The sequence below is a fragment of the Pseudomonas sp. MH9.3 genome (assembly GCF_034354675.1).
Lineage (GTDB): Bacteria > Pseudomonadota > Gammaproteobacteria > Pseudomonadales > Pseudomonadaceae > Aquipseudomonas.
This window is the reverse complement of the sequence record NZ_CP133785.1, coordinates 4,339,478-4,364,342: the sequence shown is the minus strand read 5'-3', so window position 1 is coordinate 4,364,342 and position 24,865 is coordinate 4,339,478. Positions and strand designations below refer to the sequence as shown.

Genomic DNA, 24,865 nt, shown 5'->3' with positions numbered 1-24,865 from the left:
CATCGGGAAAAAGTTGCCAGCAGAATGCCCGTACACGGCGCTTGCGGCAACCGCCAGGCACACCAACTGATCATTTTTTGATCGATTTATTCAACGCCTTATGAACCGTGGCTTGCAGCCATATGCGCGCAGGTTATCCACAACTGCGCCCACAGTCTTTGGGGGCAAGTCGAAAAGGCTCCAGGCCGCTGTACACAAGGCCCGCAGGCGATTTTAGAAAGTTTTTTGCTTGACCTGGACCGGGCCGTATGTAGGCCTGGGTGAAAAGGCAAAAACCGAACGATGGCTCCAGGCCAGTTAATCCGGCCCCTACGGAGGTCTTTCCAGAGTTTAGTCACAGACTTATCCACAGGCTGATCCGACATCAATCGGTCATATACCTGTGTCTTTAAACAGGTTGACAAACCCCTCGACAGGCCACGAAAAAACCGCTGATCAATAAACGACCACCGCGCTGAAAGCCACGGCGTTAAAGGCTTTCAGCCAGCTACACCCACGTTACCCACAGCCGGTTCCACAGCGAATGGGGACAAGTCAAAACTGTGACAAAACAGGGATTTGCGGCGGCTATATGTCGCGGTTTGGAGGGCGGCTGGATTTGTTTTCCACAATTTCGAAAGGGGTCTTGCGGACCACACAAAACCCGTGTGGGAGGGAGCAAGCCCCTCCCACAGCGATCAGTGCCCGCCGAGGTAGGCGCTGCGCACGTCCTCGTTCACCAGCAACTCCTTGCCGGTGCCCGTCAGGCGAATCTCGCCGTTGACCATCACATACGCGCGGTCGGACAGGCGCAGCGCGTGGTTGGCGTTCTGTTCCACCAGAAAGATGGTCATGCCGGTGGCCGCCAGCTCGCGCAGCGTGGAGAAGATCTGCTTCACCACAATCGGTGCCAGGCCCAGGCTCGGTTCGTCCAGCAGCAGCAGCTTGGGCCGGCTCATCAGGGCACGGGCGATGGCGAGCATTTGCTGCTCGCCGCCGGACATGGTCATGGCGCGCTGGTTGCGCCGCTCCTTGAGCCGTGGGAACAGCTCGAACATGCGCTGCATGTCTTCCTGCGCGAACTTGTCGCCGATGGGGATGGTGCCCATCAACAGGTTTTCCTCGACCGTCATGTCGGGGAACACCCGCCGCCCTTCCGGCGACTGTGCGATGCCATTGGAGGCGATGTAGTGGGACGACTTGTGGGTAATGTCGACGCCGTTGTACAGAATCTGCCCGGATTCTGCCCGTGGTTGGCCGAAGATCGACATCAGCAGCGTGGACTTACCCGCGCCGTTGGAGCCGATCAGGCTCACGGTTTCGCCTTCGTTGATGTGCAGCGAGACTTTTTTCAGGGCCTGGATCGGGCCGTAGAACACGTCCAGGTCCTTCATTTCGAGGATAGGCCCGCTCATACCAGCTCCTCTTCGTCGGCGCCCAGGTAGGCGGCAATCACTTTCGGGTCGTTGCGGATCGCTTCCGGCCCGCCTTCAGCGATCACGTTGCCGTGGTCGAGCACCACGATGTGGTCGGAAATACTCATCACCATGCCCATGTCGTGTTCGATCAGCACCACCGTGAGGTCGTGTTCGTCGCGCAGCAGGCGAATCATCGCGCTGAGGGCTTCGGTTTCCTGCGGGTTAAGGCCGGCGGCCGGTTCGTCCAGGCAGATGATCTGCGGCCGCGTGCACATGGCGCGGGCGATCTCCAGGCGGCGCTGCTGGCCATAGGAGAGTTCGCCGGCGAGGCGATTGGCGCAGTCCACCAGGTCGACCACCTCCAGCCAGTAGAAGGCGTGGTCGAGCGCATCGCTCTCGGCCTTGCGGTAGCCCCTGGTGTTGAGGATGCCCGCGAGCATGTTGCGGTTGACCCACATGTGCTGGGCCACCAGCAGGTTTTCCAGCACCGACATTTCCTTGAACAGGCGAATGTTCTGGAACGTACGGGCCAGGCCTGCGCGGTTGACCAGGTGGGTGCCGCCGAACATCTTGTAGTACACGCGACTGAAGAAGCTTTTCGGCGAGACGAAGTCGGTGACCTTGAAGCGTTCGCCGAGCAGTTGGATCACGTTGGTCTGCTTGCCGCGGATGTTGAGTTGGATCTTGCCGCCACTGGCCTTGTAGAAGCCGGTGAGGCAGTTGAACACGGTGGTCTTGCCGGCGCCATTGGGGCCGATCAGGGCGAAGATCGAGTTGCGTTCGACCTTGAGGCTCACATCGCTCAAGGCCTTGATGCCACCGAAGTGCATCATCAGGTGTTCCACGGACAGAACGACTTCCTTGCTCATGGCGCCACTCCTTTGCGTGGGGTCACACCGGTTCGGCTGATGCGGATCAACCCGCGTGGTCGCCAGATCATCATCACCACCATCAACACGCCAAACAGCAGCACGCGGTATTCCGAGAAGCTGCGCAGCAACTCAGGCGCCACGGTCAATACGAACGCCGCGATCACCACGCCCACCGTCGAACCCATGCCGCCCAGTACCACGATGGCGAGGATCAGCGCCGACTCGAAGAAGGTGAACGACGACGGGTTCACAAAGCCCTGATAGCTGGCAAAGAACACCCCGGCCAGGCCGGCAGTCGATGCACCGATGGTGAACGCCGAAAGCTTGACCAGCACATGGTTCAGGCCCATGGAGCGGCAGGCGATCTCATCTTCACGCAGGGCTTCCCAGGCGCGGCCGACCGGCATGCGGGTCAGGCGGTGCTTGATGTAGAGCACGGCCAGCACCACCAGGAACAACACGATGTAGATGAACAGGAATTTGATATTGGGGTTGTAGTCAATGCCGAAAAATTCGTGGAAGGGTATCCCGCCGTCCTTCGCGCGCCGGCCGAACTCCAGGCCCAGGAAGGTCGGCGACGGCACGGGCATGCCGTTCGGCCCGCCGGTGAACGACAGCCAGTTGTTGAGCACCAGGCGGATGATTTCACCGAAGCCAAGCGTCACGATGGCCAGGTAGTCACCGTGCATTCGCAGCACCGGGAAGCCGAGTATGCACCCCGCTAACGCCGCCGCGATGGCTGCCAACGGCAGCACCGTCCAGAAGCCCAGGCCGAGGTATTGATAACCCAATGCCAGGCCGTAGGCTCCGATGGCGTAGAACGCCACGTAACCGAGGTCGAGCAGACCGGCCAGGCCGACCACAATGTTCAGGCCCAGGCCGAGCAGCACGTAGATCAGTCCGAGGATCACCACGGTGAGCAGGTACTTGTTGGCGAAGATCGGGAACACGATGGCGATCACGATCAGCGCCGGGATGATCCAGCGCAGCCGCGATTTATAGTCCGGCGCCCGCACGTGCACGCCGGAGCCGCTGCTTTCGAAGCCCTGCAGGATCTTCAGGCCCCTGGGGGTTTGCAGGAACAGGCTCATGGCAAAGCGGCCGACCATCACGATGGCCACCAGCAGGCCCACGCGGGCCGGTTCCAGATTGAAGCTGTAGCCGTCGAGGACCACGCCGACGATCGGACCGAACACGATCAACGAAATCAGCCCGGCAAGGATCGTATCGACCGCACTTTTCTTGATATCGATAGGTTTGGCAGCAGACATGTTTACACCTTAGCCACGAGTGGGCGACCCAGCAGGCCCTGGGGACGGAAAATCAGAATCACCACCAGCAGGGAGAAACTGAACACGTCTTTGTAGTCGGAGTTGATCAACCCGGAGAACAGCGACTCGGAAATCCCCAGGATGATCCCGCCGAGCATCGCCCCAGGCAGGGAGCCGATGCCGCCGAGCACCGCTGCGGTAAATGCCTTGATGCCGATGATGAAGCCGGCATAGAAGTCGAAGGTGCCGTAGTTGAGGGTGATCAGCACGCCGGCCAACGCAGCCATGGCGGCACCGATGACGAAGACATAGGAGATCACGCGGTCGGTGTTGATACCGAGGATCGAGGCCATCTTGCGGTCTTGCTGCGTCGCGCGGCACATGCGGCCCAGCTTGGTGTACTTGATGATGTAGGTGAGCAGGGCCATGCCGGCAAACGCCGCCACGAGAATGAACACTTTGGTGTAGGTGAGTTGCACGAACCCGCTGCCGATATCGACGCGCCAGGCGCCGGCCAGCAGGGTCGGGATGCCTTGTTGCTTGGCGCCCTGGGCGATCTGTGCGTAGTTCTGCAGGATCAGCGAAATCCCGATGGCGCTGATCAGCGGGGCCAGTCGGGTGGAGTTGCGCAGCGGTTTGTAGGCAACCCGTTCGATCACCCAGCCGTACACGCCGGTGACGACCACGGTGAAGATCAGGGTGCCGAGAATGAGCAGCGGGAAGGATTCGATGCCGAAGTAAGCCAGCAGTGCCAGACTGATCGCCGCGAGGTACGCGGAGATCATATAAACCTCGCCGTGGGCGAAGTTGATCATGCCAATGATGCCGTAGACCATTGTGTAGCCGATGGCGATCAGGCCGTAGACCGACCCGAGGGTCAGGCCGTTGACCAGTTGCTGCAGGAAAATACCATCCATAACGCAAATCTCACGCGGTGAGCACCTGCACACCGGGTGGGTGTGCGGCGCTTCTGGAGGAAAAAACAGATCTCGATAACAGCCCCGTCTCCTGTGGGAGGGGGCTTGCTCCCGATGACGGTGGGTCAGTCATGCAGGTGTTGCCTGACATACCGCTATCGGGAGTAAGCCCCCTCCCACAGTGGAGCTGTGGTGCTCAGGCTTACTTCTGTTTTTCCAGCTGGTGGTATTTGCCGTCTTTATCCCACTGGTAAACCACGTAGTCGGAGATTTTCAGGTCGCCCTTGGAATCCCAGGCTTTTTCGCCCATGACGGTTTTTACCGGGTGAGCCTTGAGCCACTTGGCAGCGTCTTCGCCCTTGTTGGACTTGGCGCCATTGAAGCCGGCCGCCAGCGCCTGGACCGATGCGTAGGCGTACAGGGTGTAGCCTTCCGGCTCGTAGCCGCTCTTCTGGAACTCTTCCACGACGGTCTTGCTGTCCGGCAGTTTGCGCGGGTCGGCACCGAAGGTCATGTACACACCGTCCACGTACTGCTTGCCGCCGGCGGTGGCGACCAGTTCGTCGGTGACGATGCCGTCATCGGACATGAACTTGACGTCCTTGAGGCCCGCTTCACGGATCTGGCGCACCAGAGGGCCGGCTTCGGGGTGCAGGCCGCCGAAGTACACGACGTCGGCGCCGGTGGAGCGAATTTTGGTGACCAGGGCGCTGAAGTCTTTCTCGCCACGGGTGAGGCCTTCTTCCAGCACCGGCTTGACGCCGCGCTTGGTCAACTGGGCAGCGGTGGCGTCGGCCAGGCCTTTGCCGTAGGTGTCCTTGTCGTTGATGACCGCGACTTTCTTGCCCTTGAGCACATCGACGATGTAGTCGCCGGCGACGACGCCCTGCTGGTCGTCACGCCCGCACATGCGGAACATCGCGCCCAGGCCACGTTCGGTGACTTGCGGGTTGGTGGAGCCCGGCGTGATCGCAATGATGCCGGCCTCGTCATACACCTCGGACGCCGGGATGGTGTTGGAGGAGCAGAAGTGCCCGACCACGCCGATCACTTTGTCCTGGTCGGCCAGGCGGTTGGCCACGGCCACGGCCTGTTTGGGCTCACACGCATCATCGCCAGCCACCAGCACGATTTTTTCGCCGTTGATGCCGCCGGCCTTGTTGATCACATCGGCCGCCGCCTGGGCACCTTTCATGTACTGCTCACCGAAAGCGGCGTTGGCGCCCGTCATCGGGCCCGCCACGCCGATTTTCACATCAGCTTGAACAAACGTAGAAACACCCAGCGCCGCTGCAACGGCGAGGGCCAGAAAACCTTTCTTGTAAAACGTCTGGGACATGAGTGGTGCTCCGTATTTTTGATTTTAGGCACGACGACTTGCATTCCATCCTTTCACCGAAAGCTCAGAGCAAGCCGCGTGCCATTACTTTTTTATTCTTCAAAAAGACACCGTGTCATTGTTATTGCAGGCGTTTCGGCGCCGCTTGCCAGTACGTGCAACCCTCTGGCCGGCATAGGTGCAACCAGCAGGCAAGAAAAGTACAACCCGACCCGGTGGCACCTGCAACCGGACCCGCAAACGACAGCGCCTGCACCTGTAACAACAGGCGTAACGGAACTGCACATTTACAGTGCGCGATTGCTACGACTTGCACCAATACAGATGGGAAGCCTGCCAGGAAGAGGCAGGCTTTTACACGCCGGGTCGCTGTTCAGATCACGATTCGCAGGCATTGCCCGGCGTGATACAGCGAGAATCCCGCTTCATACAGACAACTGCGCACGCCCACACCAGCCAGGGGCTGCATCGGCGCAAACGGTATCGGCAAGGCCTGGGGATTCTGGTGACACAGGTAATCGGCAAACGCCTTGCCGACCACACTGCCGGTGGTGACGCCGCGCCCGTTATAGCCGGTGACGGCGACCAGGCCCGGCGCCGGTTCGAACAGGCGCATCAGGTGATCCGGGGTAAACGCGATGCAGCCGGTCCAGGTGTATTCCCACTGCACCGATTTGAGGTACGGGAAGTAATGCTGTTGCACCCGATCAGCCCACGCCTTGAGGAACCAGCCCGGCTTCTGATTGCCGTTGCCCAGGCTACCGAGCAACAGGCGGCCATCGGCATCGCGGCGAATGCTGCTGAGCACCTGACGGGTGTCCCATGACCCCTGGCCGCCGGGGAGGATTTGCCGGGCGGCATCATCGGTGAGCGGCGCGGAGGCGACCTGATAGTAATAACCGGGGAAAAAATTGCGCCGCAACTCGGTCCATTCGCCTTCGGTGTAGGCATTGGAGGCGATCACCACCTGGGCCGCCTGCACCGAACCCTGGGCCGTCTGCACCGACCAGTTCGCGCCCTGGCGTTCCAATTGCGTCACCGGGGAATGGTCGAACATCTGCCCGCCCAGGCCGGCCGCGGCATTCGCCAGCCCCGTGGTATACGCCATCGGGTTCAACGTGCCGGCGCGCTTGTCGAGCAGGGCGGCGGAAATTTTGCGGGTGCCGGTGGCCTGTTCACAGGCCTGACCGGTCAGCAGCTCGACCGGCGCGCCACGGCGCTTCCACTGTTCTTCACGACTGCGTAAATCCGCCTCGCCCCGGGCGTTGTGCGCCATGTGCAAGGTGCCCTCGCGGCGCAATTGGCAATCGATGTTGTATGTGTCGACCAGGCTGAACACCAGCGACGGCGCCGCACCCAGCATACGGTTGAGCTGGCTGCCCACCGCTTCGCCAAAACCGGCTTCGATCTCGTCCGGCGGGATCCACAGGCCCGCATTCACCAGCCCGACGTTACGCCCAGAGCCGCCGTGGCCGGTGCGATGGGCTTCGAGCACGGCGACGCTTTTGCCCTGCTCCAGCAGGTGAATGGCTGCCGACAACCCGGTGATGCCGGCGCCGATCACGCACACATCCACCTTGACCTCGCCCTTGAGCGCGGCGCGGTCGGGCCGGCCGGGGGTGAGGTGTTCCCACAAACATGCTTCGCGCAGTGCCATTGCCAGACTCCGATGAGACCCAACAAACAACCATTCTTGATGTGCAAATGCGATCAACTGTGGGAGCAAGCCCCCTCCCACATTGACCGCGCTCCGCCTTGGGGAATCAGTCGAAGGTAATGCCCTGCGCCAGCGGCAGCTCCAGCGAGTAGTTCACGGTGTTGGTCTGGCGACGCATGTACCCGCGCCAGGCATCCGAACCCGATTCACGCCCGCCGCCCGTTTCTTTCTCGCCGCCGAACGCGCCGCCGATCTCCGCGCCGCTCGGGCCGATGTTGACGTTGGCGATGCCGCAGTCGCTGCCCACCGCCGACATGAATTGCTCGGCTTCGCGCACATCAAGGGTGAAGATGCACGACGACAGGCCCTGGGGCACGGCGTTGTTCAGGCGCAGGGCTTCGGCAAAGTCACTGTAGCCAACCACATAAAGGATCGGCGCGAAGGTTTCGGTGCACACCACGTCGCTCTGCTCAGGCATTTCCACAATGGCCGGGGACACGTAGTACGCATTGGGGAATTTGTCCTGCAACTGGCGCTGGCCGCCGAACACCTTGCCGCCTTCGCTCAACGCCTGTTCCAGGGCGTCCTGCATGGCGTCGAAACCGTGTTTGTCGATCAGCGGGCCGATCAGGTTGCCTTCCAGCGGGTGGCCGATGCGCACCTTGGCATAGGCGGCCTTGAGGCGGGTGACGATTTCCTCCTTGACCGACTCATGGGCGATCAGGCGGCGCAGGGTGGTGCAACGCTGGCCGGCGGTGCCGACGGCGCTGAACAGGATGGCGCGCACCGCCATGTCCAGGTCGGCGCTGGGGCCGAGGATCATCGCGTTGTTACCGCCCAGCTCGAGGATGCTGCGGGCAAAGCGTGCGGCGACTTTCGGCGCCACTTCGCGGCCCATGCGCGTACTGCCGGTGGCGCTGATCAGCGCCACGCGTGGGTCATCCACCAGCGCGGCGCCCGCATCGCGACCACCGATGATCACCTGGCAGAGGTACTCCGGAGCGCCGTCGAAGGTCTTCAGCACGCGCTCGAACAATGCCTGGCAGGCCAGGGCGGTGAGCGGGGTCTTTTCCGACGGTTTCCAGATCACCGCATTGCCGCACACCAGCGCCAGGGCGGTGTTCCACGCCCACACGGCCACCGGAAAGTTGAACGCACTGATCACGCCGACCACGCCCAGCGGGTGCCAGGTTTCACGCATGTGGTGGCCGGGACGCTCGGAGGCGATGGTCAGCCCGTAGAGCTGACGCGAAAGGCCGACGGCGAAGTCGCAGATGTCGATCATCTCCTGCACTTCGCCCAGGCCTTCCTGGGTGATCTTGCCGGCTTCCCAGGACACGAGTTCGCCCAGGTCGGCCTTGTATTGGCGCAGCACATCACCAAACTGGCGCACCAGTTCGCCGCGACGCGGTGCCGGCACGTTGCGCCAGGCGTCGAATGCATGCTCGGCGCGACTGACCTGTTGCTCCACCTCGGCGGCACCCTCCCAGTGCACACTGCCGATCAGGCTGCCATCAATCGGCGAATGCACGGGCTGTTTACCCGCCTGGTACAGCGCCGGGCTCACCCCGAGACGATCAAGCAATGCGGCAACCATGGGTCACTCCTTCAATCTGCACACAAAAAATCGCGCCGCCACACGCACGGCAATTCAGGGCCTATTTGTAGCTGGCCCAAGACTTGCCAACAAACGACGATTAGGCGAGATATCATTCCGTTTATTCATGCAAAGAATAAAAAGAGGCGTGCCGTGCTGAACAAACGCTATTTGCCCTCGATCACCGCCCTGCAGTGCTTCGAAGCGGCCACCCGCCACCTGAGCTTCACCCGCGCCGCCGAGGAACTCAACCTCACGCAAAGCGCGGTGAGCAAGCAGGTGGCGCAGTTGGAAGAGTTGCTGCAACACCTGTTGTTTCGCCGGGTGCGCCGCCGCTTGCAGATGACCCCGGCGGGGGATCTTTACCTGGTGGAAGTGCGCAAGATCCTCACGCAGGTGGAGATGTCCACCCACTACCTACGCTCCTACGGCGGCGAGACCGAAGTGCTGCGCGTGTCCACGCCCTACACCTTCGGCGCGCGCTGGCTGGTGCCGCGCCTCAAGGGCTGGCGTTTGCGTCACCCGCAGATTCATCTGGACCTGTGCAACGAGCAGGAACCGGACGAACTGCTGCAAGGCAAGGCCGATATGGCTTTCTACTTCGGCCAGGGCTCGCGGCCCGGCACCGAGAGCCTGAAGCTGTTCAGCGAGGAACTGGTGCCGGTGTGTGCCCCGGAAAGCCTGCCCGCGACGCCGTTCACCGACCCCACGCAATTGAGCGACCTGGTGCTGCTGCAAAACGCCTCACGCCCGCAGGGCTGGCATGACTGGTTCGCCGATCAGGGGCTTCATACCGAACACGGCTATCACGGGCCACGTTTTGACACCTTCTACATGTGCATTCGTGCCGCGCAGGTCGGTTGTGGCGTGGCCTTGTTGCCGAGGTTTCTGGTGGAAGAGGAACTGGCCGAGGGCAAGCTGGTAATTCCCTGGCAGCATGCGATGCCCAGCCAGGATGCGTATTACCTGGCGTATCCGGAGCATTCGGCAGAGGTGCCCAAGGTGCGCGAATTTGTGAAGTGGATGATGGAGCAAGTCATTTAGTGCGTGGAATACCGCTATCGGGAGCAAGCCCCCTCCCACAGTTGACCGTGTACTCATGTGCCAACCCGGTCAAGTGTGGGAGGGGGCTTGCTCCCGATAGCGCCAGTGGCCTCAGCAAAAAAAATCGCTGGCAAAACCCTACAGGTCTATGCGCCACTAGCTCTTTCCTCAATTATGCGTAAAGGCCGGCGCCCATCGCCGACCCGTCTGGAGATTCCCGTTATGAGCGAGAGTGTGTTTGCCGATCGCATCGTGCAGAACCTGCTCGACACCGACTTCTACAAGCTGACCATGATGCAGGCGGTGCTGCACAACTACCCGAACGTGGACGTTGAATGGGAGTTTCGTTGCCGCAACAGCGAAGACCTGCGTCCGTACCTGGCGGAAATCCGCTACCAGATCGAGCGCCTCGCCGAACTGAGCCTGAGCCCCGACCAACTGGGCTTTCTGGAACGCATCAGTTTCATGAAGCCGGACTTTTTGCGCTTCCTCGGGCTGTTCCGCTTCAACCTGCGCTACGTGCAGACCGGTATCGAAAACGGCGAGTTGTTTATCCGCCTGCGCGGGCCGTGGCTGCATGTGATCCTGTTTGAAGTGCCGATGCTGGCGATTGTCAGCGAAGTGCGTAACCGCTACCGCTACCAGAGCGTGATCCTCGAACAGGCGCGCGAGCAGCTGTATCGCAAATTCGACTGGCTGACCGCCCATGCGAGCAGCGAGGAGCTGGCGGAGCTGCAAGTGGCGGATTTCGGCACGCGCCGACGCTTTTCCTACCGCGTGCAGGAAGAAGTGGTGAGCGTGCTCAAGCACGATTTCCCCGGGCGCTTCGTGGGCACCAGCAACGTGCACCTGGCCCGCGAATTCGACATGAAGCCGCTGGGCACCATGGCCCACGAGTGGATCATGGCCCACCAGCAACTCGGCCCGCGCCTGATCGACAGCCAGATCGCCGCGCTCGACTGCTGGGTGCGCGAATACCGTGGCCTGCTCGGCATCGCCCTGACCGACTGCATCACCACCGACGCGTTCCTCGGCGACTTCGATCTGTACTTCGCCAAGCTGTTCGACGGCCTGCGCCACGACTCCGGCGACCCGGTGCAATGGGCCGAAAAAGCCATCGCCCACTATCACAAACTGGGCATCGAGCCGATGAGCAAGACCCTGGTGTTCTCCGACAGCCTGACGTTGCCCAAGGCGCTGGAGATATTCCGTGCGCTGCGCGGTCGCATCAATGTGAGCTTTGGTATCGGCACCAACCTGACCTGCGACATTCCAGGGGTGGAGCCGATGAGCATCGTGCTTAAAATGACCGCCTGCAATGGCCAGCCGGTCGCGAAGATTTCCGATGAAGCGGGCAAGACCCACTGCACCGACCCCAATTTCGTCGCCTATTTGCGTCACGTTTTCAAAGTACCTGCCCTATCCAGCAAGGAGTGAACCATGCAAGCCGTACAGCGTGAAATTGCGCAGCAGCTCAAGGTCCAGGCGCCGTTCAACGACCAGGCGGCCCTTGAGGCCGAAGTGGTCAGGCGCATAACGTTTATCCAGGACTGCCTGCGCAATTCCGGACTCAAGGCCCTGGTGCTGGGCATCAGCGGCGGCGTCGACTCCCTCACCGCAGGCCTTTTGGCCCAGCGCGCGATGCAGGAACTGCGCGCCAGCAGCGGCGACGAGGCCTATCGCTTTATCGCGGTGCGTCTGCCCTACGAAACCCAGTTCGACGAACTCGATGCCCAGGCTTCGGTCGACTTCATCAACCCGCACGAGCGCCACACCGTGAACATCGGCCCGGCGGTGAAAGCCCTGGCCACTGAAGTGTCGGCGTTTGAAGACAAGCCCGCCGCGTCCCGCGACTTTGTGCTGGGCAACACCAAGGCGCGCATGCGCATGGTGGCGCAGTACACCATCGCCGGCGCGGCCGGTGGCCTGGTGATCGGCACTGACCATGCGGCGGAAGCGGTGATGGGTTTCTTCACCAAGTTCGGCGATGGCGCCTGCGACCTGGCCCCCTTGAGCGGGCTGGTGAAAAACCAGGTGCGCGCGATTGCGCGTTACTTCGGCGCGCCGGAGTCGCTGGTGGAGAAAGTGCCGACGGCGGACCTGGAAGATTTGTCGCCGGGCAAGCCGGATGAAGCGTCACATGGCGTGACCTATGCCGAGATCGATGCGTTCCTGCACGGTGAGCCGGTGCGCGAAGAGGCGTTCCGGATTATCTGCGAGACGTATCGCAAGACCGAGCACAAGCGGGTGATGCCGTTTGCGCCGTGAGGTGAGTCAGGTAGTTTTGTGTTGACTGTCAGATAGTCATCGGGGGCAAGCCCCCTCCCACACTTGGAATGCGGTCGAATGTGGGAGGGGGCTTGCTCCCGATAAACGATAACGCGGTGTTACTTGACCACCACCGTACCTTTCATCATCGAGATGTGCCCCGGGAACGAGCAGAAAAACGCATAGTCAGTACCCGCAGCCAGCTTCGACACATCAAAAGTCACCGAATCCTTCTCACCGGCACCGATGATCTTGGTGTGCGCGATGATGCGGGTGTCGCCTTCTTTCAGGTAGCCATTGTCGATACCGGCGGCCATGCCGTCGCTGGCGATGCCAGGCATATCGGCGGCAGAACTCAGCACCCAGTTATGACCCATGACGTTTTTTGGCAAGTTGCCCGAGTGCTCCAGGTTCACCGTGAAGGTCTTGCAGCTTTTGTCGATCGTGATTTCCTTGGTGTTGAAGGACATCTGATCGGTGGAATCAACAGTGACCGCGCACTCTGCTGCAAGCAACTGGCCGCTGGCCAGAGTGAGCAGGGAAACAGCAACGATTTTGGCAAACATGTGAATCTCCATGGCAAGGTTTTAAAACGCGTAATACCGCAAAGGGCGCCTCAGACAGGCTTGAATTCTTATGATCTGCACCGGCAGATTGTATACAACTTTAGGCTATCAGACTGCTCAGCACAATCTGCCAGCCGCCAACCGCGCCGCTAAGCTGCTACCATAGCGACCCAAAGGCAGCTGCGCGCCGCCCCCCTCCCCTTCGACCCTAGAGGATCGCCCATGGCCAAACCTAATTACTCCTTCGCCAAACGTCAGAGAGACTTGGCCAAGGAACAGAAGAAAGAGGAAAAACTGCAACGCAAAAAAGCCGCTGCAGACGAAGAAGCCGGTGGCGAGACCCCGGATGCAGATGCTGAAGTAACGAGCGACGAGAGCGAAACACCAAAAGATCCGGCTGAATAAGTATTCCCCACACTGTGGCAAGCGCGCTTGCCACAGTTATTCCAGCGGCATCACCGTCACCCGCACCTCCGGGTCATGGCTCCCCCCTCCCAGAATCACCCCCCGCAACGGCGACACATCGGAGAAATCCCGGCCCCAGGCCAGGGTGATGTGCTCCAGTGCCGGCTGCACGTTATTCGTCGGATCAAAATCGACCCAGCCCGACACCGGGCAAAACACCGAAACCCACGCGTGGGACGCGTCGGCGCCGATCAGCCGTGGCTGGCCGGGCGGCGGCTGGGTGAGCAGGTAGCCGCTGATGTAGCGCGCCGGCAGGCCACGCGAGCGCAGGCAGGCGAGCATCAGGTGGGCGAAGTCCTGGCACACGCCGCGTCGACGTTCCAGCACTTCCACCAGCGGCGTGGCGACCTGGGTGGCCTCGGCATCGAAGGTGAACTCGCTGAAGATCTTTTCCATCAATGCCTGCGTGCCTACCAGCAACGGCGCGCCGGGCGGGAAACAGCTGGCGGAGAACTCGACGAAGATTTGTTTGAGGTGCACGTAAGGCGATTCGAACCGGTAGCGACAAGCTTCGATCCGCTCTGGCGACAGCGGCTGGCTGCTGTAGGCCAGGCTGTCACGGGTGCGGTCCCAGGCCGGCGACTGCCGAAAATCCAGCGCCGGCCGCGCCAGCACTTCCACGCTCAGGCTGGCATTGACCAGCAATTCATCGTGAGGCCGCTCGAACGCCAGGCGGGTGATCGGGTTGCCGAACACATCCAGCTCGTCGCGCCGCGAGGACGGCTCGGGGCTGATGTCCAGTTGCTGCGAGCTGCAACGTTGCCAGGCGCAAGGCCGGGGCCACAGGTGGGCCAACTGCTGGGCCAGGGACACCGGGCTGTCATAGTGGTAGTGGGTATCGTGAAAAATCTGATAGCGCGCGCTCATTACACCGACACCGTCTGCTGGCTGACATCATCCACATGGGCAAAATGGCGCAGGGCCAGGCGATCCGAGACTTGCCCGCTCTCATCGGCGACCGCCTGCAACAGGTCGGCCAGACCGTTCAGTGCGGCGCGCACACCGGGCTCGCCGAACAGCGGGTTCTCCAGGCACGCCAGGTCGAAACGCGCCAGACGCTCCACCAACGGCGCCAGGCCGGTTTCGCGCGGCACGCCGAAGTCGTCGTTCAAGCGGCGCAAGGTACGGCTCACCAGTTTGAGCTGGAACAGCACCGCATGGGGGTTCTGCTCATCGAGCAGCAACAGGTCGAGCACCGGGATCAACTGCGGCACTGCCAGGTAGCGCGAGCGGTAGGTGATGCTGCTGTTGCCCAGCTCCAGCAACCACTCAAGCCCGGCCTGATCGAACACCGCCACGCCGCGCAGGAACGCTGCCAGGCTGCTGCTCAGGAACTGCAGGCGCTCGATGCGCCGCCCCATCATCAGAAAGCGCCAGCCTTCGTCGCGGGTCATGTCGTCCAGGGCAAAGCCGGACAGCGCCGCCAGGGACATCACCAGGCGGTTGAGGAAGTCCAGCAGCTCGCCCACATCCGCAGCGTCGCGCTCCAACTCCATGGCTTCGCGCTGCAGCTCCACCAGCGCCTGCCAGTTTTCGCGGGACAACTTGCCGCGCACCTGGGACGCCGCCCACTGCAAGCGTTGCAGGTTGGCGCGCAGGCTTGACGGCCAGTCATCTCCCAGCAAGGCCGCGAGCAGGCGCTCCGGCAACTCGCCCTCCTCCGGCAGCAGGCGCAGGTTTTCTCCCAGCTCCACCGCCGCCTGCAAGGCCAGCGGGTCGTCGCCGTCGACATAGCGCGCGAGCACGATACGCAACCAGCGCGCGCTGTTATCGCAGCGCTCGCAATAGCGGCCGAACCAGAACAGGTTTTCCACCACGCGCGAGGGCAGATAAGGGTCTCGGCGCACCAGGTCATGGGCGCCAATTGTGCGTTGTGCACGCCACAGCTCACCAGCGGCGGCGCGCTCGCCGAGCACCCAGGTGTCCTTGCTCGCGCCGCCGCGCTGCATCGACACCACTTCAGCGTCGGCATCGGCCGCCACGCGGGTCAGGCCGCCGGGCAGCACGCGATAACCGTCCTCACTGGCCACGGCGTACACGCGCATGCCGATGGCGCGGTGTTGCAGGTGGTCGTCGACGGTGTGCCACACCGGCGCCTGGGACAATTGCGCCAGCTCCTGGGCGACGTAGGCGTAGGGCCGCGCGCGCATGCGCTCGGCCAGGGCCTGGCGTTGTTCGGGGTTGAGGTCGCGGCCGAATACCGGGGCGAAACTCTGCGAGGGAAACGCCGGTTTGATCAGCAACTCGGGCAGTTTCTCCAGGGCTTTGGCCAGCACCGGCGCCTCGCCGCACCACCAGGTGGCAATCGACGGCAGGATCAGTGTTTCGCCGAACAGGAACTCGTTGATCTTCGGCAAAAAGCCCAGCAGCCCAGGGGACTCCAGCACACCGCTGCCCAGGGCATTGGCCACCAGCACATTGCCCTGGCGCACGGCGTCGAGCAGGCCGGGCACGCCGAGTGCCGAGTCGGTGCGCAGCTCCAGCGGGTCGCAGAAGTCATCGTCCAGGCGGCGCATGATCGCGTGCACCCGGCGCAGGCCGCTGAGGGTTTTGAGAAACACGGTACTGTCGCGCACGGTCAGGTCGCCGCCTTCCACCAGCGGGTAGCCGAGCTGGCGGGCCAGGTACAGGTGTTCGAAATAGCTTTCGTTGAAGCGCCCCGGGGTGAGCAGCACAATCAGTGGCGGCTGGTTGTCGCCCGGTGCCTGGCGCGCCAGGGTTTCCTGGAGTGTGCGAAAAAAACCGGTGAGGTGCTGCACTTGCAGGTCGCGGTACAGGTCCGGGAAGGCGCGGGACACAATGGTGCGGTTTTCCAGGGCGTAGCCGGCGCCCGAGGGGGCCTGGGTGCGGTCGGCCGTCACCCACCAGCGACCATCCGGCGTACGCGCCAGGTCGACGGCGTACAGGTGCAGAAACGCGCCGTCCGGCGGCTGGATGCCCTGGCACGGCCACAGGAAGTTGTTATGCCCGAACACCAGCTCGGCCGGCAGCAGGCCTTCGGCAATCAGGCGTTGCGGACCGTACAGGTCGGCGAGCACGGCATTGAGCAGGCGCGCACGCTGGGCGATACCGGCCGCCAGGTGCTGCCATTCATCGGCAGCCAGCACATGGGGCAGCAGGTCCAGCTCCCACGGGCGGTCGGCGCCCTTGGGGTCGGCGTAGACGTTGTAGGTCACGCCGTTTTCCTGGATCTGCCGGGTCAGCAGCGCCTGGCGCTGGGCCAACTGGTTGGGCGTGCTGCGTTGCAGGTGGTCGAGCAGGCGCCGCCAATGGGCACGCACGGCACCGCTGTCATCCAGCAGTTCGTGATAGGTGCCCGCGGTCAGCGGGTAACGGTCGAGCAAATCGGACATGGAACGCTCGGCAGGGCAAAGGGGGATCAGTGTAATTCAAACTTGCCGCAATCCAATGTAGGAGGGGGCTTGCTCCCGACGGCGGCGGATCAGTCACTTATGTATCGGCTGATATACCGCGATCGGGAGCAACCCCCCTCCCACAGGTTGAATTGCATTCAGTCATTTTTATTGGGGAAGCGGCGCAGATCGAGCGTCATCGGCAGTTCATCGTTGAGCACCACCGTAGGCACGGCGAGCTTCCCAGGGCTGTGCCCCAGACGGAAAAACCGCGCCATGCGCCGGCTCTCGGCCTCATTGGCATTCACCGGCAGGCTGTCGTAGTTGCGCCCGCCTGGATGGGCGACGTGGTACTGGCAACCGCCCAGCGAGCGTTGCATCCAGGTGTCGAGCAGGTCGAACACCAGCGGCGCATGCACCGCGATAGTCGGTTGCAGGCAGTTGGCCGGTTGCCACGCGCGATACCGCACGCCGGCGACGAACTCGCCAACGCGGCCGGTGGGCTGCAGCGGCACGGGAATGCCGTTGCAGGTCAGCAGGTAGCGCTGCGGCGCCAGGCCGGTCAGCTTCACTTGCAGGCGTTCCAGCGACGAGTCCACATAACGCACCGTGCCGCCCACCGCGCCCTCTTCGCCCAGCACATGCCAGGGCTCCAGGGCCTGGCGCAACTCCAGCTCGATGCCGCTGACGGCGTAGTCGCCGACTTTGGGGAAACGGAACTCCAGGTGCGCGGCAAACCACTCGGCGCGCAGCGGGTAGCCAGCCGTGTTGAGCTCGTCGATCACGTCGGCAAAATCCTGCGCGATAAAATGCGGCAACAGGAAGCGGTCATGCAGCTCGGTGCCCCAGCGCGCCAGTTTCGCCGGCGCGTAAGGCTCACGCCAGAAACGCGCGACCAGGGCGCGCAGCAGCAATTGCTGGGTCAGGCTCATGCGCGCATGGGGCGGCATCTCGAACGCGCGCAGCTCCAGCAGGCCCAAGCGTCCGGTGGCGCCGTCCGGAGAGTAAAGTTTGTCGATGCAGAATTCGGCGCGGTGGGTGTTGCCCGTCACGTCGATCAGCAGGTTGCGCAGCAGACGGTCGACCAGCCACGGCGGGCATTCTTCGCCCGGTTCGGGCATTTGCGCAAAGGCGATTTCCAGCTCATACAACGCGTCGTTGCGCGCTTCGTCCACCCGTGGCGCCTGGGAGGTCGGGCCGATGAACAGCCCGGAAAACAGGTACGACAACGACGGGTGATTGTGCCAATAGCTGATCAGGCTGCGCAGCAGGTCGGGCCGGCGCAGGAATGGCGAGTCCTTGGGTGTCGCGCCGCCGAGCACTAAGTGGTTGCCGCCACCGGTGCCGGTGTGGCGCCCGTCGATCATGAACTTTTCCGTGGTCAGGCGGGTTTGCCGCGCCTCTTCGTAGAGAAATTCGGTGCGCTCCACCAACTCGCTCCAGGTAGAGGACGGCTGTACGTTGACCTCGATCACCCCTGGATCGGGTGTGACGCGGAAGTTGCTCAGGCGCGTATCGGCCGGCGGCTCGTAACCTTCGAGCAGCACCGGGCACTGCAACTCCTCGGCGGTGGCTTCGATGGCGGCCACCAGTTCCAGGTAATCTTCGAGCCGTTCCAGCGGCGGCATGAACAGGTACAGCCGCCCTTCCCGGGCTTCGGCGCACAGCGCGGTGCGCGTCAGCCAGTCGGCGGACTCGTCCACCTCGGGCACGCGCTCATCGCTTGGCGCGGGTTCGCCGTGATGGTGCAGTTGGGCGGTGGTGGGTAACGCCGGCAGATCCTGATTGGGGTCTGTGGGGTGCACGAACGGGTACTCGGCTGCCGTCACCCAGGGTTGCGAGGCCAGCGGCAGGCGGTAACCCAATGGCGAATCACCCGGCACCAGGCGGCAGTGGTTGTCGCGCAGGTACCAGCGCCCGCTCTGCCAGCGATCATTGGCGGCGGTGCGCGCCAGCGGCAGCACCTGGCCGATAACTTTATCCAGGCCCTGGGCGAACACTTTGCGCAGGCGTTCGCGTTCCAGCTCATCGCTCAAGCGCGGGTCCTGGGCGGTGACGTTCTGCGGCAACGCCCCTTCACGCCACAGGTAGTAGAAGTTGTCTTCGAAGGCCGGGAACACGAAGCGCGCCGGCAATTTCAGACGTTCGGCCACACTGGCCAGTAAGCGCCCGGCCAGCTCGCCGTCGGCGCCATAGTCCTGCTGCTCATCGGCGATCAGCGCGCTGTTGTGCCAGATCGGCACGCCATCGCGGCGCCAGTAGGCATTGAGCGACCAGCGCGGCAATTGCTCGCCGGGGTACCACTTGCCCTGACCGAAGTGCACCAGGCCCTGCGGCGCATAGTGCTGGCGCATGCGCTGGAACAGTTCGGCGGACAGGCGCCGTTTGTCCGGGCCCAGGGCGGCGGTGTTCCACTCGGCGCCGTCGGGGTCGTCGATGGACACGAAGGTCGGCTCACCGCCCATGGTCAGGCGCACGTCGTGCTTGAGCAGGTCGCTATCGATCTGTTGGCCCAGGGCCTGGATCTCCTGCCACTGTGCTTCGGTGTAGGGTTTGGTCACCCGTGGGGCTTCCCAGATCCGCTCTACCGACATCTCGTGGGTGAATTCGCAGCCGCACGGTTCCACCAGGCCACTGATCGGCGCGGCGGACGATGGATCGGGACTGCAGGCCAAGGGGATGTGGCCTTCACCGGCGAACAGGCCGGACGTCGCATCCAGACCGATCCAGCCGGCGCCGGGCAGATACACCTCGCACCAGGCGTGCAGGTCGGTGAAGTCCACCTCGGTGCCGGACGGGCCGTCGAGGGCCTTGACGTCCGCGGTGAGCTGGATCAGGTAGCCGGACACGAAGCGCGCGGCCAGCCCGAGGTTGCGCAGCAACTGCACCAGCAGCCAGGCCGAATCGCGGCAGGAGCCGGAGGCGTTCTGCAGGGTGAATTCCGGGGTCTGCACCCCCGGTTCCATGCGGATCAGGTAACCGATATCGGCGGCCAGACGCTGGTTGAGGCCCACCAGAAAATCCACCGCTGGCAAGGGCGTGCGGTCGATACCGGCCAGGTAGGCGGCAAACGTTGGCGTCAGCGGTAGGGTTTCCAGGTACGGCGCCAGCTCGCGCTGCTCATCGGCGGCGTAGCTGAAGGGGATGTTCTCGGCGTAGGGCTCAAGGAAAAAGTCGAACGGATTGAACACCGCAATCTCGGCGACCAGGTCGACCTCGATGCGCAGCTCGGCGGTCTTTTCCGGAAACACCAGGCGCGCCAGGTAATTGCCCTGGGGGTCCTGCTGCCAATTGATGAAGTGCTGCTCGGGCTGCACGTTGAGCGCGTAAGACAGAATCCGCGTGCGGCTGTGGGGCGTGGGGCGCAAACGCACGATCTGCGGGCCGAGTTCGACAGCGCGGTCGTAGCGGTAATGCGTAACGTGGTGCAACGCGACATGAATCGACACGGCGGCCTCCTGCGAGCCAAAGCATGGGAACAACGCGCGCAAGACTTATGCCAGCGCGGCGGTCATTGCGCTTTCTCAATGGACCCGGTGCAGTACAGCACCAAAACGGCGCCAACGGGTGGGGAGTGGTGCGAGCGTTGCACGTATTTGTGGCGCCCGTGTGGCGATCAGTGGCGAATCTACCCAACTAGCGAGCTTTGCGGGTGGCGATGATGGCTTGCCGCAGCCGCCGTACTTCGACCAGTTTGCGGCGCATTACACGGTGACGCTTGCTGTTGAGCAGCAGCAATCCCAGCAGGGGAAACAGCAGGCTCAAGCCAAACGAAAGCCAATGTGGACCGCAAGCGATCGTGGGCAGCACCGCCAACATGCAGAGTACCAGCAGCGTCGCCAGCGGCCGTACCCACTGCGGCCGACCGCGCGCGATCATGAAGTTGCACTGCACCACACCCCACGTCAGCGCCAGGCCGCCGAAAAAGCAATACCGGAGGTTGTCCTCCAGCGGCAGGCGCGGGAAATAGCTGTCGACCACCAGCGGGACCGTGAACAAGGGGGTTGCCCATGGGGTGATCTTCCTTCAAATGGGCGATTCGTTGCACGCGCTGCACATACTTATGGCGCGCGTGCGAGGCTGGGGGGGGTGAATCTACCCATTCAGCGAGCTTTGTGCTTGGCGCTCTTGGCTTCACGCAGGTGACGGATTTCCCGTAGCTGACGGCGCATTGCCCGATGACGCTTACTGTTGAGCAACAGCAGTCCCAGCATTGGAAACAGCAACCCAATGACATAGGCAGCCATATGGGGCCGATAGCCATAGGTTGGTAATACGATCAAAAAACACACCGCGTAGAAGGCGACGATGGCCCAAACGCCCCAGGCTCTCCCCCGAATCATGAAGAAGTGACTGACCGCCAAGAGCAGCCCCAAGACTACCGCCGCCACAAAGGAGTAACGCGCTCGCTCTGGTTCACCCCGGAAAAAGGTACTGGATGCCAATGAAATGGCAGCGGACAGGGAAAAACAGGCAAGGAAAAATGCACAAATAAACGCAGGGAAGTAGTCAGCCAAAAAAGCTTTTAACGAGACTTGGCGCACCATCACTCAAGCTCCTCGTACAACCCTACTGCGATGGTTCGAATGTTGCCGGACACTGCACTGCCGGTGAAACCAATAGCGGCACCGAGGGAGTCCCTGATCTGCGTAATAGTCGCGTGATTGATCTCGGTCGCCGAATAGCGCTTCACCAACTCACCGGAGCGCTGGCGCAACTTCAGCAGCTTATTGCTCAGGCTTGGGTCTTTCAGGCTTAGCAACTCTTTGGTGAGCGCCTTACGTTGCTGGCGGGTCAAACCCTTGGACAGCTCATACCAGCTTCTACCGGTCGTTGCTTTTCGAGCCTGCAACAGTCGAACAGTCGTCAGGGTAGAGGCGCCGGCGCCCAACAGCGAGGCCGCGTCCAATACCGGCATCGCATAGCGATACCATTCCTCGTTGTCCATATCGTCGTTGGCGGTCGGGTCGTTGAGTTCGTTGAACGTTCTCATGCCTCCCACCACGCACTGCGCGGTACTGGCCGCGGCAGCGGTGGCGCCCAGGCCCGCCACCACCAAGCTCGCGCCACCCGTGAACGGTACGGCGACAGTGCCGCTGAACACCACAATCCAACCCAGAATCGCGCCGGCACATGACAATGTCGTATTGACGGCCTCCCCCACGAGTCGAGACTCACGCGGATTGTTGGTTACCTGATCGGCAAACTGCGCGGGGGCTATGTACTTCTGCGCCTCACGCAAAATGATGCGCTTGGGCTTGATGCTGCAGATGGGCTTGAATTCGCGCAGCGTCACGACATTAAAATCAGCGTCGATGTACACGACACCCGCGCCGACGATGCCGGGGTCGCCATCGATGGCCGCAAACAGGCGGGGCAGATTGAGTTGGCTTTCGATGCGCTGGCGGGCCAGGAACTGGGAGCGGTTGAAGTCCATGCCGATGCCGGCCAGGGGGTTGCCCATGGGGGTGCTCTTCCTTGAAGGGGGGTGACTGAACTGACGCTATCGGGAGCAAGCCCCCTCCCACAGTCTGAACGGTGAATACATTCAAACGGTGGGAGGGGCTCGCCCCCGATAGCGATCCAATGCCCGCCACCTTATCAAACAGACTACCCAGCGCCTAGAAAGCAAAACGCCAGCCCTTAAGGCTGGCGTTTTGTATTTCAGGCTGCGATCAACGCGGCACTACCGGCTTGCGCGTTGGCTTGCCGCCTTTGCCCTTCGCCGCATCCGTGCGTTCCTTGGCCACCTGTTTGTTGCGCGCTTGCGCGGCAGCCTTGGCCTGTTCGCGCTTGTCCCAGGGGTTGCTGCCGTCGCTGCCACGCGGCGGCAGGCCGGTGTGCTGGGTGAGGATTTTGGTAGTGGTTTCCTTGGCAACCTTGTGGCTGCCGGCCGGCGTCGAGTTCTTGCGCCGGGCGCTCTGGTAGCTGTCGGTGCTCGGCTGGTGCAACGGAATCAATTGTTCCTTGCCCGGCCCGATCAGGTCGGCGCGGCCCATGCGGGTCAAGGCTTCACGCAGCATCGGCCAGCCCTTCGGGTCGTGGTAGCGCAGGAAGGCCTTGTGCAGACGGCGTTGCTCTTCGCTCTTGACGATGGTCACCGCGTCGCTCTTGTAGGTGACCTTGCGCAGCGGGTTCTTGCCCGAGTGGTACATCGCGGTGGCGGTGGCCATCGGCGAGGGGTAGAACGCCTGCACCTGGTCGGCACGGAAGCCGTTGCCCTTGAGCCACAGGGCGAGGTTCATCATGTCTTCATCGGTGGTGCCGGGGTGGGCGGCGATGAAGTACGGGATCAGGTACTGCTCCTTGCCCGCTTCCTTGGTGTACTTCTCGAACATGCGCTTGAACTTGTCATAGCTGCCGATGCCCGGTTTCATCATCTGGTTGAGCGGACCTTCCTCGGTGTGTTCCGGGGCGATCTTGAGGTAGCCACCGACGTGATGGGTGACCAGCTCTTTCACGTATTCCGGCGACTCGACGGCCAGGTCGTAGCGCAGGCCGGAAGCGATCAGGATCTTTTTCACACCCGGCAACGCACGGGCGCTGCGGTACAGCTGGATCAAGGAGGAGTGGTCGGTGTTCAGGTTCGGGCAGATACCGGGAAACACGCAGGACGGCTTGCGGCATGCGGATTCGATCTCCGGGCTCTTGCAGGCGATGCGGTACATGTTCGCGGTGGGGCCGCCGAGGTCGGAGATCACGCCGGTAAAGCCCGGCACTTTGTCGCGGATCTCTTCGATCTCGCGAATGATCGACTCTTCGGAGCGGTTCTGGATAATGCGGCCTTCGTGCTCGGTGATCGAGCAGAAGGTACAGCCACCGAAGCAGCCGCGCATGATGTTCACCGAGAAGCGGATCATGTCGTAGGCCGGGATCTTTTCCTTGCCGTACGCCGGGTGCGGCACGCGCGCGTAAGGCATGCCGAACACGTAGTCCATTTCTTCGGTGGTCATCGGGATGGGCGGCGGGTTGAACCACACGTCCACTTCACCGTGCTTTTGCACCAGGGCGCGGGCGTTGCCTGGGTTGGTTTCCAGGTGCAGCACGCGGTTGGCGTGAGCGTAGAGCACCGCGTCGCCACGGACTTTTTCCACCGAGGGCAGGCGGATCACGGTCTTGTCGCGGGTCATGCGCGGGCTGGCCAGGATCTGTACGACCTTGGCCTCTTCCGGGTCTTCAACCGGCCCCTTTTCCTGCTCGATAGCGCAGGCCTGGGTGTCCTGGGTGTTGACGTACGGGTTGATGATCTTGTCGACCTTGCCCGGGCGATCGATACGCGTGGAGTCCACTTCGTACCAGCCCGCCGGGGTATCGCGGCGAATGAACGCGGTGCCGCGCACATCGGTGATGTCTTCGATCTTGTGGCCCCACGACAGGCGCTGAGCCACTTCGACGATGGCCCGCTCGGCGTTGCCATACAGCAGGATATCGGCGGCGGCGTCGATCAGGATCGAGTTGCGCACGCGGTCCTGCCAGTAGTCGTAGTGGGCGATGCGGCGCAGGGAGGCTTCGATGCCGCCGAGCACGATCGGTACGTGCTTGTAGGCTTCCTTGCAGCGCTGGCTGTACACCAGACTCGCACGGTCCGGGCGTTTGCCGGCCATCCCGCCGGGGGTGTAGGCGTCGTCGGAACGGATTTTCTTGTCGGCGGTGTAGCGGTTGATCATGGAGTCCATGTTGCCGGCCGCGACGCCGAAGAACAGGTTCGGCTCGCCGAGCTTCATGAAGTCTTCTTTGGACTGCCAGTTCGGCTGGGCAATGATCCCCACGCGAAAGCCCTGGGACTCCAGCAGCCGGCCAATGATCGCCATGCCGAAGGACGGGTGGTCCACGTACGCATCACCCGTGACGATGATGATGTCGCACGAATCCCAGCCAAGCTGATCCATCTCCTCCCTGCTCATCGGCAGGAATGGCGCTGGACCGAAACATTCGGCCCAGTACTTGGGATAGTCAAATAACGGCTTGGCTGTTTGCATGACGATAACCGGTGTTGAGATGAAAAATCGCGGGCGCGGAATATAGCACAAATTTTGACCAATTCCGACGACAGTGGTCGGCTTTTCCATGAACACCCAACTGGGGCTAACGGGCTAGGGCCCCGTCAAAAAAATCATGG

The 24,865-nt window shown here is 62.4% G+C and carries 19 protein-coding genes; 4 read left to right on the top strand and 15 right to left on the bottom strand.

Annotated elements, in window-relative coordinates; all coding sequences use genetic code 11:
• Positions 1-677 precede the first annotated feature (677 nt).
• From RHM60_RS19305 to RHM60_RS19275, 7 genes are all read right to left on the bottom strand, one after another.
• The gene (locus RHM60_RS19305; RefSeq protein WP_209987966.1) at positions 678-1,394 is read right to left on the bottom strand and encodes an ABC transporter ATP-binding protein; all 717 of its coding nucleotides are present in this window, start codon (positions 1,392-1,394) and stop codon (positions 678-680) included.
• Entirely contained in the window at positions 1,391-2,266 is an 876-nt protein-coding gene (locus RHM60_RS19300; protein WP_322212511.1) for an ABC transporter ATP-binding protein, read from the bottom strand. The genes RHM60_RS19305 and RHM60_RS19300 overlap by 4 nt, the downstream gene beginning before the upstream one ends.
• Complete coding sequence (livM, locus tag RHM60_RS19295; protein WP_209987960.1) at positions 2,263-3,540, bottom strand: high-affinity branched-chain amino acid ABC transporter permease LivM; 1,278 nt, start codon at positions 3,538-3,540, stop codon at positions 2,263-2,265. The genes RHM60_RS19300 and livM overlap by 4 nt, the downstream gene beginning before the upstream one ends.
• Positions 3,541-3,542: 2 nt before the next feature.
• A complete protein-coding gene (locus RHM60_RS19290; RefSeq protein ID WP_003236186.1) occupies positions 3,543-4,457 on the bottom strand; it encodes an ABC transporter permease subunit in 915 nt (304 codons plus the stop codon).
• A gap of 202 nt (positions 4,458-4,659) precedes the next feature.
• Entirely contained in the window at positions 4,660-5,796 is a 1,137-nt protein-coding gene (locus RHM60_RS19285) for a branched-chain amino acid ABC transporter substrate-binding protein (protein ID WP_057009736.1), read from the bottom strand.
• A gap of 373 nt (positions 5,797-6,169) precedes the next feature.
• The gene (locus tag RHM60_RS19280; protein ID WP_231422400.1) at positions 6,170-7,453 is read right to left on the bottom strand and encodes an NAD(P)/FAD-dependent oxidoreductase; all 1,284 of its coding nucleotides are present in this window, start codon (positions 7,451-7,453) and stop codon (positions 6,170-6,172) included.
• Positions 7,454-7,559: 106 nt separating this feature from the next.
• A complete protein-coding gene (locus RHM60_RS19275; RefSeq protein WP_322212509.1) occupies positions 7,560-9,050 on the bottom strand; it encodes an aldehyde dehydrogenase family protein in 1,491 nt (496 codons plus the stop codon).
• A gap of 153 nt (positions 9,051-9,203) precedes the next feature.
• Between RHM60_RS19275 and RHM60_RS19270 the strand changes: the two genes are divergently transcribed.
• From RHM60_RS19270 to nadE, 3 genes are all read left to right on the top strand, one after another.
• Entirely contained in the window at positions 9,204-10,094 is an 891-nt protein-coding gene (locus RHM60_RS19270) for a LysR family transcriptional regulator (protein WP_322212508.1), read from the top strand.
• Between the two features lie 222 nt (positions 10,095-10,316).
• On the top strand, positions 10,317-11,531 hold the full coding sequence (gene pncB / locus RHM60_RS19265) for a nicotinate phosphoribosyltransferase (RefSeq protein ID WP_209987948.1): 1,215 nt from the start codon (positions 10,317-10,319) through the stop codon (positions 11,529-11,531).
• 3 nt (positions 11,532-11,534) lie between these two features.
• Entirely contained in the window at positions 11,535-12,362 is an 828-nt protein-coding gene (gene nadE / locus RHM60_RS19260; protein WP_057009741.1) for an ammonia-dependent NAD(+) synthetase, read from the top strand.
• A 119-nt stretch (positions 12,363-12,481) separates the two neighbouring features.
• Here nadE and azu read toward each other — a convergent pair whose 3' ends face one another.
• Positions 12,482-12,928, bottom strand: a complete 447-nt coding sequence (gene azu, locus RHM60_RS19255) for an azurin (RefSeq protein WP_322212507.1) — start codon at positions 12,926-12,928, stop codon at positions 12,482-12,484.
• A gap of 222 nt (positions 12,929-13,150) precedes the next feature.
• Between azu and RHM60_RS19250 the strand changes: the two genes are divergently transcribed.
• Positions 13,151-13,333 (top strand): hypothetical protein, encoded by a 183-nt coding sequence (locus RHM60_RS19250; protein WP_209987942.1) that lies wholly within the window; start codon positions 13,151-13,153, stop codon positions 13,331-13,333.
• Positions 13,334-13,369: 36 nt separating this feature from the next.
• Here RHM60_RS19250 and RHM60_RS19245 read toward each other — a convergent pair whose 3' ends face one another.
• From RHM60_RS19245 to RHM60_RS19215, 7 genes are all read right to left on the bottom strand, one after another.
• Positions 13,370-14,260: a transglutaminase family protein gene (locus tag RHM60_RS19245; protein ID WP_322212506.1), complete on the bottom strand. Its 891-nt coding sequence runs from the start codon at positions 14,258-14,260 to the stop codon at positions 13,370-13,372.
• Positions 14,260-16,746, bottom strand: coding sequence for a circularly permuted type 2 ATP-grasp protein (locus tag RHM60_RS19240; protein WP_322212505.1), 2,487 nt, complete (start codon positions 16,744-16,746; stop codon positions 14,260-14,262). Before RHM60_RS19240 ends, RHM60_RS19245 begins: the two co-directional genes overlap by 1 nt.
• A 158-nt stretch (positions 16,747-16,904) precedes the next feature.
• Positions 16,905-20,195, bottom strand: coding sequence for a transglutaminase family protein (locus RHM60_RS19235; RefSeq protein WP_322212504.1), 3,291 nt, complete (start codon positions 20,193-20,195; stop codon positions 16,905-16,907).
• A 187-nt stretch (positions 20,196-20,382) separates the two neighbouring features.
• A complete protein-coding gene (locus tag RHM60_RS19230; protein WP_231422395.1) occupies positions 20,383-20,745 on the bottom strand; it encodes a hypothetical protein in 363 nt (120 codons plus the stop codon).
• A 104-nt stretch (positions 20,746-20,849) separates the two neighbouring features.
• The gene (locus tag RHM60_RS19225; RefSeq protein WP_209987931.1) at positions 20,850-21,293 is read right to left on the bottom strand and encodes a hypothetical protein; all 444 of its coding nucleotides are present in this window, start codon (positions 21,291-21,293) and stop codon (positions 20,850-20,852) included.
• On the bottom strand, positions 21,293-22,210 hold the full coding sequence (locus RHM60_RS19220; protein WP_231422394.1) for an NAD synthetase: 918 nt from the start codon (positions 22,208-22,210) through the stop codon (positions 21,293-21,295). The genes RHM60_RS19225 and RHM60_RS19220 overlap by 1 nt, the downstream gene beginning before the upstream one ends.
• A 211-nt stretch (positions 22,211-22,421) precedes the next feature.
• Positions 22,422-24,725, bottom strand: coding sequence for a YgiQ family radical SAM protein (locus RHM60_RS19215; RefSeq protein WP_322212503.1), 2,304 nt, complete (start codon positions 24,723-24,725; stop codon positions 22,422-22,424).
• Positions 24,726-24,865 lie beyond the last annotated feature (140 nt).